The 12,660-nt window shown below is 59.8% G+C and carries 9 protein-coding genes; 2 read left to right on the forward strand and 7 right to left on the reverse strand.

Annotated elements, in window-relative coordinates; translation table 11 throughout:
• Positions 1 to 123 precede the first annotated feature (123 nt).
• The gene (gene ilvC / locus ACOQOY_RS04620; RefSeq protein ID WP_420584311.1) at positions 124 to 1,146 is read left to right on the forward strand and encodes a ketol-acid reductoisomerase; all 1,023 of its coding nucleotides are present in this window, start codon (positions 124 to 126) and stop codon (positions 1,144 to 1,146) included.
• A gap of 131 nt (positions 1,147 to 1,277) precedes the next feature.
• Positions 1,278 to 2,180: a DMT family transporter gene (locus ACOQOY_RS04625; protein ID WP_420584312.1), complete on the forward strand. Its 903-nt coding sequence runs from the start codon at positions 1,278 to 1,280 to the stop codon at positions 2,178 to 2,180.
• Here ACOQOY_RS04625 and glmM read toward each other — a convergent pair.
• The 7 genes from glmM to glyS all read right to left on the reverse strand — a co-directional run bounded on the left by glmM (position 2,177) and on the right by glyS (position 12,655).
• On the reverse strand, positions 2,177 to 3,520 hold the full coding sequence (glmM, locus tag ACOQOY_RS04630; protein WP_420584313.1) for a phosphoglucosamine mutase: 1,344 nt from the start codon (positions 3,518 to 3,520) through the stop codon (positions 2,177 to 2,179). The two genes, ACOQOY_RS04625 and glmM, sit on opposite strands and share 4 nt — an antisense overlap.
• Positions 3,521 to 3,556: 36 nt before the next feature.
• Positions 3,557 to 4,555 carry a dihydropteroate synthase gene (folP, locus tag ACOQOY_RS04635; RefSeq protein WP_420584314.1) on the reverse strand — a complete coding sequence of 333 codons (999 nt, stop codon included), beginning with the start codon at positions 4,553 to 4,555 and terminating at the stop codon, positions 3,557 to 3,559.
• Positions 4,552 to 5,472 carry a dihydroneopterin aldolase gene (locus tag ACOQOY_RS04640; RefSeq protein ID WP_420584315.1) on the reverse strand — a complete coding sequence of 307 codons (921 nt, stop codon included), beginning with the start codon at positions 5,470 to 5,472 and terminating at the stop codon, positions 4,552 to 4,554. Before ACOQOY_RS04640 ends, folP begins: the two co-directional genes overlap by 4 nt.
• Before the next feature lie 102 nt (positions 5,473 to 5,574).
• Entirely contained in the window at positions 5,575 to 6,948 is a 1,374-nt protein-coding gene (locus ACOQOY_RS04645) for a multicopper oxidase family protein (protein ID WP_420584316.1), read from the reverse strand.
• A 73-nt stretch (positions 6,949 to 7,021) separates the two neighbouring features.
• The gene (locus tag ACOQOY_RS04650) at positions 7,022 to 7,663 is read right to left on the reverse strand and encodes a cell wall hydrolase (RefSeq protein WP_420587209.1); all 642 of its coding nucleotides are present in this window, start codon (positions 7,661 to 7,663) and stop codon (positions 7,022 to 7,024) included.
• A gap of 185 nt (positions 7,664 to 7,848) precedes the next feature.
• A complete protein-coding gene (locus ACOQOY_RS04655) occupies positions 7,849 to 10,389 on the reverse strand; it encodes a putative PEP-binding protein (protein WP_420584317.1) in 2,541 nt (846 codons plus the stop codon).
• 64 nt (positions 10,390 to 10,453) lie between these two features.
• Positions 10,454 to 12,655 (reverse strand): glycine--tRNA ligase subunit beta, encoded by a 2,202-nt coding sequence (gene glyS / locus ACOQOY_RS04660; RefSeq protein WP_420584318.1) that lies wholly within the window; start codon positions 12,653 to 12,655, stop codon positions 10,454 to 10,456.
• Positions 12,656 to 12,660: the final 5 nt, after the last annotated feature.

Below are 12,660 nucleotides of genomic sequence, written 5' to 3' on the forward strand. Positions count from 1 at the left end.
CCATCACAGCGTATTTTGGCGAATATTTTTTCGCCTTTTTCCCAAATACTCGATTGTAACGCACTCGCCAATAGCGCCTTGGCCGACTAAAAGCACAGCAACCGCAACTGAAAGGACCCAATCATGCGCGTCTATTACGATCGCGACTGCGACATCAACCTGATCAAAGACAAAAAAGTAGCCATCCTGGGCTATGGCTCGCAAGGCCACGCACACGCGCTGAACCTGCGCGACTCGGGTGCGAAGAACCTTGTCGTCGCTCTGCGCGAAGGCTCGGCATCGGCCAAGAAAGCCGAAGCGGAAGGTCTGGAAGTCATGGGCATCGCCGAAGCGGCAGCCTGGTGTGACGTCATCATGTTCACCATGCCCGACGAGCTGCAGGCCGACACCTACAAGAAATACGTGCATGACAACATCAAGCCCGGCTCGGCCATCGCCTTTGCCCACGGCCTGAACGTTCACTTCGGCCTGATCGAGCCGAAAGAAGGCGTCGACGTCATCATGATGGCTCCCAAAGGCCCCGGCCACACCGTGCGTGGCGAATATGTCAAAGGCGGCGGCGTACCTTGCCTGGTCGCAGTCAACAATGACGCAACCGGCAAAGCGCTGGAAATCGGCCTGTCCTACTGCTCGGCCATCGGAGGCGGCCGCTCGGGCATCATCGAAACCAACTTCCGCGAAGAGTGCGAAACTGACCTGTTCGGCGAACAAGCCGTTCTGTGCGGTGGTCTGGTCGAGCTGATCCGCTGCGGCTTTGAGACTCTGGTCGAAGCCGGTTACGCGCCCGAGATGGCCTATTTCGAGTGTCTGCACGAAGTGAAGCTGATCGTTGACCTGATCTATGAAGGCGGCATTGCCAACATGGATTACTCGATCTCGAACACTGCCGAATACGGCCAGTACGTCACCGGCCCGCGCATCCTGAAATACGACGAGACCAAAGCGCGCATGAAAGAAGTGCTGAACGACATCCAGCAGGGCAAATTTGTCCGCGACTTCATGCTGGAAAACGCTGTTGGCCAGCCGACCATCAAAGCGTCGCGCCGCGCCAATGACGAGCACATGATCGAGGAAACCGGTGCCAAACTGCGCGCCATGATGCCCTGGATCTCGGCCGGTAAAATGGTCGACAAGGAAAAGAACTAAGTCTGACTTACATCAGCAGAAGGGCGGCCCTCAGTGGCCGCCCTTTTTCGTAGAGACCGCCAAACAACCTGTTGTAAAAACTGACGCTTCACGCGATCAATCACCGCAACGATTTTCGAGGTCAGGACAAAATGGTCGATCAGCCCTCATCGCGCGACTGGAGTGGCGTTATTGCCCTCGGCCTCATCTGGGGCGGTACTTTTATGGTCGTCGCAATGGCGCTTGAGGGGTATGGGCCTGTAACCGTTGCAACCGCACGCACCACGCTGGGCGCATTGACCTTGCTGGCGATGATGGTTCTGACGGGGCGCAAGTTGCCGACCGGTGACCTGAAACTGTGGGGCTACATCGCCGTCATCGGCGTGTTGTCCACCGCTCTGCCGTTTATGCTGCTTAGCTGGGGGCAGCAATATGTGGCTTCGGCCTTTGCCGGCCTGTCAATGGCAGCCATTCCTCTGATGGTTCTGCCGCTGGCGCATTTCTTCTCGGACGAACCGCTGAACGCCCGGAGATTTATCGGTGTGTCGCTGGGGTTTTGCGGCGCTCTGGTTCTGATCGGCCCCGGTCTGGCGCAGATCGGAAAAGGGGCCGAACCGTTGGCGCAACTCGCCTGCATCGGCGCGGCGCTGTGCTATTCTTTTGCGTCGATCTTCACTCGACGCTGCCCGCCGGTCGATCCGGTGGTGCTGGCCGCGCTGTCGCTGGTCGTTGGGGCGGTATTGTTGCTGCCGCTCATGTTGATGATCGAAGGTATTCCAGGCTGGGAAGGCACGCGCCCCGGCCTTGCGATTATCGCACTGGGCATTCTTCCCACCGCCTTGGCCACGCTTTTGCGGGTTTCGATCATCCGCAGCGCGGGGTCCGTTTTTCTGACATTGGTGAATTATCAGGTGCCAGTCTGGTCAATGGCCTTCGGCGCATGGATCTTGTCCGAAGCCCTGCCCCTGCGCTTTTTCATCGCGCTGGCGATGATCCTGACCGGACTGGCCATCAGCCAGTGGTTCAGCTTGCGCAAGATGCTGATCGGCCGTTAACCGGCGACGGCTTCGACTTCGGCCACGATGCCGTCGACAACCTGCGTCAACAGAGTATCGTCCTCGCATTCGGCCATCACGCGGATCAGAGGTTCAGTCCCCGACTTGCGGATCAGCAGGCGCCCCTGCCCGTTCAATCGTGCCTCGGCATCGGCAATCGCGGCCTTCACACTGGCGGTTTCGAGCGGCGTCTGCCCCTCGCCATAGCGGACGTTCTTCAACAGTTGAGGAACGGTTTCGAACTGCACCGAGAGTTCCGAGGCTTTACGGCCCGTATGCACCATCTCGGCCAGGAAATGCAGACCAGCCATCAGGCCATCGCCGGTAGTGGCGTAATCGCTCATAACAATGTGACCGGACTGTTCGCCGCCCAGATTGAACCCGCCTTCGCGCATCCGCTCGACAACATAGCGGTCGCCAACTGCAGTTCGTTCCAGTCGCAAACCGCGACCAGCAAGGTGCCGCTCAAGCCCGAGGTTAGACATGACCGTCGCGACCAAAGCGCCGCCTTTCAAACGATCCGCCTGAGCCCAACTGGTCGCTAGCAGAGCCATCAACTGGTCGCCATCCGCCACCTGCCCGTTCTCATCGACCATCACAACGCGGTCGGCGTCGCCGTCCAGACAAATACCCACATCCGCGCCATGCGCCACAACCGTCTCAGCCGCCAGCTGAGGTTTGGTCGAGCCGCAGTTTAGGTTGATGTTCTTGCCGTTCGGCGCGATGCCAACCGGGATGACCTCGGCGCCCAGTTCCCACAGAACCTCAGGCGCGGTGCGGTGCGCGGCACCGTTGGCGCAATCGACCACTACTTTTAGTCCGTCCAGACGCAGATCGCGGGATAGCGAGGACTTCACCCGCTCGCCATAGCGGAACCGCGCGTCGTCTACACGGCGCGCCCGACCGATATTCTGCGCCTGCGCCGGTTTGACGCCCTCTTCGATCAAACGTTCGATCTCAAGTTCGGCCTGATCGGACAGCTTATACCCGTCCGGACCAAAGAACTTGATGCCGTTGTCTTCGGCCGGGTTGTGACTGGCCGAGATCATCACGCCCAGATCCGCCCGCATCGAGCGGGTCATCAACCCCACCGCCGGGGTTGGCACAGGACCCAGCAGCAACACATTCATCCCGGTCGAGGTCAGACCCGCCGTCAGAGCGTTTTCCAGCATGTACCCAGACAGGCGCGTGTCCTTACCGATCACCACCCGGTGCGCGCCGGACTGGTCACGCCGGAAGTACCGACCCACAGCCGCGCCGATGCGCAGGGCCATTTCGGCCGTAATCGGATGGGTGTTGGCGGTGCCCCGCACCCCGTCGGTTCCGAACAGCTTGCGCATGGTGGTACTCCGGTTAATTTCTTGCCTGCGACCGGATTACCGGACGGCAGCCCACAGACGCAAGGCCTGAGCGGTCTCGGCCACGTCATGAACCCGCACAATTTGCACGCCCTGAGACAATCCGGCCAGAGCCACAGCGATTGATCCCGGCGCGCGGGCATCCTTGCGAGGCTCTTGCCCGATTTGCCCGATGAACCCTTTGCGCGATACACCCAGCAGGATCGGGCACCCCAAGCTGTGGAACAGGCTGAGATTTTTCAGCAAGGTCAGATTGTGATCCTGCGTTTTTCCAAACCCGATGCCCGGGTCGACCATGATCCGCGCGCGGCTCAGGCCCAACCGCTCAAGCCGAGCCACCTGCCCTTCGAGAAAATCGTAGACGTCGAGAAGAACGTCATCATATTGCGGATCGTCCTGCATCGTCGCCGGATCACCCTGCATGTGCATCACACAAACAGGCGCGTCGACCTCGGCGCAAAAAGGTGCAAGCTGCGGGTCAAAGGTAAAGCCCGACACATCGTTGATAAGCCCGGCCCCCGCAGCCCATGCGGCCCGAGCCACACTGACCTTGCGCGTGTCGATCGAGATCAAGGCGCTGACCTCGGCGCGAATGGCTTGGATCAATGGCTGCGTTCGGGAAATCTCTTCGTCCTCGGCAACATACGTGGCTCCGGGGCGCGTCGATTCACCACCAATATCCAGAATGGTGGCCCCATAGGACACCATCTGCTTCGCCGCCGTGACGGCGGTTTCGACCGAGTTATGCAGACCACCATCCGAAAAGCTGTCGGGCGTCGCGTTCAGAATGCCCATGATCTGCGGACGATCCATTGCCAGCCCGGAAAGATCATCCCGCGCGTGGGTCAATCGGCCTAAAACGTCGGCTGGAATGTCCTTTGCAGCCACGATTCTCGAGGCCTCGGTGCGGGACAGTTGCTCGGCATGTGTGAACCACAGCGCCTGCCCCGCAAGCGACACAGCGCCCTCCGGACGGGCTGCCCCCTGTTGAACAAGCGGTCTGAAATACAAGGTCACAGTTGCGCCTGATCCACGGGAATGGCCCGCAGAGGCGTTTTCGGCGCAGTCGGCAAGGCACCGCCAATCACCATCATCTCGCTCGCCTCAAAGGTCGCCGCGAACCACGCGGCCAGAGCCACCGCGTCCGACGGCGCAGCCGAAGGACCGTCAACCGCATCCAATACAATCTTGGACGGAGCCCAGACGCAAATCTGGCCATTCTTCATCGCCCAATCCAGCTCGGTCCGGGTCGAAACGACCACGCAGCGATGATCGCGTGCCGCCAAAACCCAGGCGTTCTGCTCAATCGCCAGCAGGTCGATCCGCCGTTGGGTCATCGCGTGGCCGGTCTGGGACACCGCCATGTCTGCTGCGCCCACACACAGGATCAACGGACGCACGCGGTTTTCCAGTTGATCAATCCAGCCGGTCAGATTGGAGGATGCGATGGCTTCATTCGACAGGAATACCAACCGTGGATGCGGGCGTTCTTCTTCCACCACATCGTGATGAACCTTGTCCTTGCCGCGCACAATCTCGACCCCCAGCGCACCCGGACCACGATCCAGTTTTTCGATGCGGACAAAGGCTCTTACGGCCTGAGGCTCAAGCAAAATACGTTCCGCCACACGATCCGCCAGCGTCTCAAGCAGATTCAGACGTTCAGCAGCCAGTTCATGGGCAATCGCCTCGGTCACGCGGTCGTATGACAGTATACGATCCACGTCATCGTCAATCGGATCAGTCAGCGGGCGCACCTCAACAACAATGTTAAAGCAGATACGCTGCGTCGTTCCCCGCTCGGCCTGAAACGCACCAATTTCGACCTCGACGATATGATCCCTCAGCGATATGCGATCCAGCGGACCACGCGCGGCAGTCGCCTCGGACCGTTCGGACGGGTGCGCGAAAGCAAGACGGATTTCAGAGCTCATACGACGAACCTTTTCGGAGCTTTTGGACTGATCTGCCCAATTTACACGTTGCGCGGGCGTATAACACCGCAGCAAACGCCATTCCAGTCGTCGATTGCGGCGTCAGGTTACGCGAAACCAGCTCATCATCCCGGATGCCGCATGGCCAAGCATATGACAATGCAACAACCAGCTGCCCGGATTGTCCGCGACAAGCGCGATTTGTCGGGTTTGTCCACGTTCGACCAGTACCGTATCACGCCACGGGCCAAGGCTGCCATCCGGCAGAACCAGCCGAAAATGATGGCCGTGCAGGTGCATAGCGTGAGGAAACGCGGTTTCATTGACGAATTCTATTCGGTGAACGCTGCCGAGTGGAGTATTCAGAAACGGCTCTTGCGGACGATCCGCATAGCCGTTCAAGGCCCAGAACCGGCCCAACTGCGCCAGTTCGCGCCCCGACAGCCGCGTCTCACCCAACTGAGCGGACTCCAGCCACCGCATCGCACCGCCTTGCAATACCATTCGATGCAGAGGCGCACCATCCAGCACAAGTTTGGGCAATGGATTCGGCGGTAAGGGAGTAATGCCAGACTGACGGGCCTTTCCGGCCTTCCCGGATACCGGGAACCGCGCAAGCCCAAAGCCCCCTTCCCGCTCGCGACTGACAAGACTTGCAACAGCCGAAGGGTCGGCCAGGACGTCCACGACTAAATCCGCACGCTGCGCCGGAGCCAGCGGAAAGCCATCCTCAATCGCCAGAGGCATTTCAAGCGGCATACCGTCCAGCGCGACGATCCAACCGGCCAACCCATCGAGCGCAAGATCATAGATGCGAGCGTTTGAGGCGTTAATCAGCCGCAAACGCAAACGATCCCCGCGCGCAACTGGATAGGTCGGATCAAAACGGCCATTGACCGAGACCAGATTTCCCAACCGACCGGCGTGACTCTGATCATGACCATTATCGAAGTCATCAACGATTTTTGCCGTTTCCGGGTCAAGTCGCCAATCATCCAGCATCAGCGTCAGGTCATGATCGACATCCGGTGCCTCAGACTCTTCAACGATCAGCGGGCCATAAAGACCACGCGCCACCTGCTCGACCGAGCGGTTATGCGCATGATACCAATAGGTTCCGGCATCGGGGACCACGAAGTCGTACTGAAACGCCTCACCGGGTGCTACGACGTCCTGTGTCAGGCCCGGTACGCCGTCCATTGCATTGTCGATCCGAATGCCATGCCAATGCACCGTTGTCGGCTGAGGCAGATCGTTCACCAATTTGCGTCGAAGCCGCGCGCTTTGGGACAACCGGATTTCGGCACCGGGAACGCCACCGCCGTAAGACCAAATTGGCGTTTCAGGGAAGCCGTCAGGGGCGATCTGCTGCATTGCGGTCTGCGCGACCAAATCCTGGCCAGACGCCCACGCGAGTTTGGGCAGCACGGAAAGAGCGGCAGCGGATTGCAGAAACAGTCTACGTGAAAACGACATTGCGGGCCTCCTCGCCCGCAACATAGGTCATTAATCGCCCTGCGCCATCAAGGTTCCAGCGCAGGTGCGTCAATCAGTTGCTCGCCGTCCGATAGTTGTGGCGGTAGAAAATATGCACGCCGATACGTGCAGTTTCCTTGTAGACACGCGACCAGGACGGGCGGACCGCCGTAGTGTGATAATGCGTGGCGCCTTCGGTCAAATCCTTCGCGATACCGTCGATGGCAGCACGGGCAACTTTAGAAACGCGCTCATAAGCCTTTTTCTCGCGGATCACTTCCTTATGGCCATCACAGGTATACGTGAACTGGCATTGATATTTCTTGCCTGTTCCCTGCTTGATCACACCACACAGCGAATCCGGAAAACGGCTGCTTGCGACGCGGTTCAAGATGACCTCGGCCACAGCAAACTGCCCACGCACGCTTTCTCCGCGCGCCTCAAAGTACAGCGCCTCGGCCAGGCATTTGAAATGTTCGTCCCCGTTGGCTTTTGGCTGTTGATCCAGCCAATCCTTCGAGTAGGATATCTTTTGAGGCTCAAGCTCTTTTCGGGGCTTGAACAGAGTCAGATAGTCGCGGAACTTTTGGCCGGGCATTTCGGTCCGGGTAACAAGTTCACGTTCGGCAGTATCGGTGGCTTCCCTTTCAGCGAAAGACACACTCGGCAGCGTGGTTGCTGCCATAGCGGCAACAGCCAGTATGTATCGTAGCATCAGATAACCTCGCACAGGCACTTGTCGCGCCATCCCTCCCCCGGCGGGCGCGACGAGGCATTTAGCGCAGTCTGGTCCTGACGTCCAGATCAGAAGAAAACGCAAGTGGAAAATCGCCCGTAGAGAAAGTTATTTCTGCTACGAGGTTGCCTGAAAACCACTAATCCTAGGGGAAAAGCCCCGTGTCAACCCCCAAGTCTGGACGAAATCGCCAGTTGAGCGGAAGCCAGCCGAGCAACAGGCACCCGGAAGGGAGAGCATGAAACATAGTCGAACCCCAGATCGCGGCAAATGGCGATTGATTCGGGGTTTCCGCCGTGTTCGCCGCAAACCGAAAGGGTCACATTCGGTTGCGCCTGGCGGCCCCGTTCGGCCCCCAGCCTTAGCAATTCGCCGACCCCGTCGGAATCCAGCACGTGAAACGGATCTTCGACAAACACACCCTGCTGCACATAAGCTGACATGAAACGGCCTGCGTCGTCACGCGACAGGCCATAGGTCATCTGGGTCAGGTCATTGGTGCCAAAACTCAGGAACGCGGATTGTTGCGCGATCTCATCGGCCCGCAAACAGGCGCGGGGCGTTTCGACCATGACGCCCAGTCGATATTCAAACTCCTGCCCCTGTTCAGCGGCCACCGCTGCCGCAACCGAGTCGATGCGAGATTTGACCAACTCAACCTCTCGTTTAGCCGATACCAGAGGGATCATCACCTCAGGTACCACAGGCGCGCCATTCCGGCTGGCTTCAACCGTTGCCTCGAAAATAGCGCGGGCCTGCATGTCATATATCTCGGGAACCGTCACACCCAGACGAACGCCGCGCAGGCCCAGCATCGGGTTGTATTCCGACATCGCTGCGACGCGCCGCTCAACATCGGATACCGGCAGGTCCAGCGCCTCGGCCAATTCGCGCTGCCCAGTGCGCGTGGTCGGCAAGAACTCATGCAATGGAGGGTCAAACAGTCGGATACACACCGGCTGCCCCTCCATAATACGGAAGAGCTGCACGAAATCCTCGCGTTGCATCGGCAACAGTCGCTCTAACACAGCCGCGCGGCCGGATGAGGTCTGGGCGAAAATCATCTCGCGCATGACGATCAGGCGACCGGGATCAAAGAACATATGTTCAGTACGGCAAAGGCCGATTCCTTCGGCCAGAAAGTTGCGCGCGGTCTGCGCGTCTGCGGGCGTGTCGGCATTGGCGCGGATGGCGATGTCGCGTTCTTCATCCGCCCAGCCCATAAGCGTTTGAAAACAATCATCCAACGCGGCCTCAAGCATCGCCGGTTTACCCGCCAGAACCTGACCCGAGCTGCCATCAATGGTCAACGTATCCCCGGTTTTGAACACGCGCCCATCCTGCGCGGTCAGCATCTTTTTCTTGGTCTGAAACCGCATCTCAGAGGCACCGACGATACAGGGCAGACCGAGACCGCGCCCAATCACCGCCGCATGACTGGTCATGCCGCCTTTTTCGGTCAGCACGGCCACCGCTGCATGCATCCCGCGCACATCCTCGGGCGAGGTCTCCCGACGCACCAGAATGCAGGGCTCGCCACGGACCGCGCTGGCTTGCGCTTCAGCGGCGGTAAATACGATCTTGCCAGTCGCAGCCCCGGGGCTGGCGGCAATACCTTTGGTAAGAACATCGCGCGCGGCTTCTGGATGGACCTGTCGGTGCAGCAGCTCGTTCAGTGAATGCGGGTCGATCCGCATCACGGCCTCTTGCGACGGGATGATCCCGTCCTCGGCAAGACGCACCGCGATCCGCATCGCGGCGCGAGAGCTGCGTTGGACCCGAACGCCATCCAGAATATGAACCTTGCCATTCTGTACGACAAATTCGACCTGCATTTCTTCACGCAGCTTCTCACGCATCAACGCCGCGTGGGACTTGAGGTCGGCAAAGGCCTCAGGCGCGACATCCTCAAGGGACGGGCCGCGCTCATCCTTTTCCAGATACAGGGCCGAAACCCCCTCACCCAGTGCGTCGCGCCCCTGGCTCTGGCTCAGATACCGACCTGTGATCTGCGGCATGCCCGTGGTCGAGTCCACCAGTTGCAGAACGCCCGAACCGCATTCGCCCTGCCCAACGCCCGGAATCATCTCTTGAATTACCAGCCCAAGTCCCGCATCCGCCGGGGCCCCCTTGGCCTGACGTAGCAACCGGGCCGACGTTCCATCCCAGGCCCGCGCCATTGAACGCAGAACACCAACCAACTGCTCGTGGCGGTCCTGAGGGAACGCCTCATCCGTCTCATCCTCATAGGCGCGCAGGCTGTCACGCAGACCATCCAGACCGTCCGCTTCTATGTCGTCGAACAAATCCGCATCCAGACGCGCCACATGGATCGCATAGCTTTGCACAAAGCGCAGCGACAGCGCCGCCGCGGCCTCGGCCCCCATTTTTTCCGACAGGTCCTTAAACCGGGCTTCGTTCATCCCGATATTCAGGATCGCCCCCGGCCCGCCCCAGTCGGGGTCTTCGGAACTGGGCCGCACACACAGCAGCGCCGTTTCGTCAAACTGCGCGAGGATGGCCGCAATATCAAGCACCTCACCTTCGGCAATGCGATGCACGGCATCAAAGGACAGCGCCACCGTCCGCGGCACCGGCATATCCAGCCGCACCAAACGTTGTAAGCATTTCGCCCGTCCGCCATGAGTATGAGCGTTCACGGGCGCTTCGGGAGTGATCAGCGTGGTATGAGGATTATTCTGCACTGCGGCACCTTTTGGTTTGCACGCAGCATAAGCCCCTGCACCAGTGGTGCAAGGGCGATCTGGCTTAGCCTTCGATCTTGCTGAGGTCCGCTACGCTGGAACAGACCTGACGGATTTGGCTGAGCAGGTTCAGGCGGTTGCGGCGCAGGATATCGTTGTCGGTGTTGACCTGAACTTCGTCAAAGAACGCATCGACCGGGCCGCGCAGCGCCGCCATGGTGGCCATCGCCTTGGGGAAATCTTCGGCCTTCAGTGCTGGTTCGATGTCGCCCTGCGCTTGCTCCAAGGCGGCAAACAGCGCCCGTTCGCTGTCGGTCTCGGCGAATTTCACATCCGCACCATAGGAGTATTCGACCCCATCTTTCTCTTCGGCCTGCGTCAGGATGTTGTTCGCACGTTTGAAGCCCTGCACGAGGTTCTCGCCATCCTCGGTCGCGATCACCGCGTTTAGCGCACGGGCGCGCTTGACCAGCAGGTTGAGGTCGTCATTTCCGTCCATCGCAATACATGCGTCGATGATGTCATGGCGAATACCCTCGTCGCGGAGGAAGACCTTGAGGCGGTCATGGAAGAAGGACAGCAGATCCGCAGGAACAGCCGCGACAATAGCATTGGCCGCTTCGACCTGATGCGCCAGATCGTGAACGCGCTTGGCGGCAGCTTGCTCAGCATCGCCCTCGGCTTGCTTTTCTTCGGCTTTGGCCCCCAGCAATGCCGCTTGCCATTCCGGCAGCTTCAGCAGCACTTTCAACGCAGTGGAGGCAACTTCGGTCAAGGACATGCGCAGGTTGTTTTCCAGTACCAGACGCGTGACCCCTAACGCTGCACGGCGCAGCGCAAACGGGTCTTTCGAGCCGGTCGGCTTTTCATCAATCGCCCAGAAACCGGTCAGCGTGTCCAGCTTGTCAGCCAGCGCCACAGTCGCCGACAAAGGCGCGGTTGGCACATCGTCCGAAGGTCCGAGTGGTGAGTAATGATCCTGCGCAACGGCGGCCACGGCGGTGTCTTCACCTGCTGCTTCGATGTAGTAGCGGCCCATAAGCCCCTGAAGTTCTGGGAATTCATAGACCATCTCAGAACTCAGATCGGCCTTGGCCAAACGCGCGGCTTTCTCGGCCTGATCGGCGTCGGCTCCGGTCACCGGGGCCAGTTCGCGGGCCAGTACGGCAATGCGGTCGATCCGTTCGGCCTGTGTACCCAGCTGGTTGTGGAAGGTCACATTCTCCAGCGCGCGCGTCCATTGGGAGATGTCCGATTTGGCAACGCGCAGGTCATTCTCCCAGAAGAACTTCGCATCGGCCAGACGGGCCGACAGAACCTTCTGGTTCCCCGCCAAAATGGTCGCGCCGTTGTCGGCGGTTTCGCGGTTGGCGACTGTGACAAAGCGTTCAATACGCCCGGTTTTGGGATTGCGAACCGAGAAGAACTTCTGATGCTCTTTCATCGAGGTTTGCAGCACCTCGGGCGGCAGGTCGAGGAATTCGTCGTCGATCTGCCCCATCAGCACCACAGGCCATTCAACCAGACCGGCGACCTCGGCCAGCAGGCCCTTATCCTCAACCACTTCCAGACCGGCGGCAAAGGCCATGTTCTGAGCGTCATTCCAGATATGCTCGGCCCGTTCCTCAGGTGACAGCACCACAAAGGCGCGTTTCAGTTGCGCGGCGTAGTCTTCGAAAGAGGTGACCGAGAACCGGTTGGGCGCCATGAAACGGTGACCCGCGGTGGTGTCACCGGACGTGATGCCTTCGACCTCAAGTGGCACGACCTGCGCGCCAGTCTCATCGCTGAGAATACACAGGATCGAGTGCAAAGGCCTCACCCAGCGCATAGGCCCACTGCCCCAGCGCATCGACTTGGGCCATGGGAAGTTGCGGATGGTCGCCTCAAGCACCTCAGCCACGATTTCGGCCGCCGGGCGACCGGCTTTCTCGATGGTGGCGAAGTAGACGGCTCCTTTGGGCGTTTCACGCTCTTCCAACTGGTCACGAGTCAGGCCCGCACCGCGTAGAAACCCTTCGATGGCTTTGTCGGGCGCACCGACCTTGGGGCCCTTGCGTTCCTCGCGGATCGTGGGGCTTTCGGCAAGCAGGCCTTCGACCGCCAGCGTCAGGCGTCGCGGCGTTGTCAGGGCGGCGGCCCCGGCATAGGTCAGACCGGCCTCGACCAAACCATCAGTGATCCGCTTTTTCAGGTCCTCACCAGCACGGGTCTGCATGCGGGCGGGGATTTCCTCGGAAAACAGTTCGATCAGCAGGTCGGGCATTTTCG

This window comes from Ruegeria sp. (assembly GCF_965221235.1).
Taxonomy (GTDB): domain Bacteria; phylum Pseudomonadota; class Alphaproteobacteria; order Rhodobacterales; family Rhodobacteraceae; genus Ruegeria.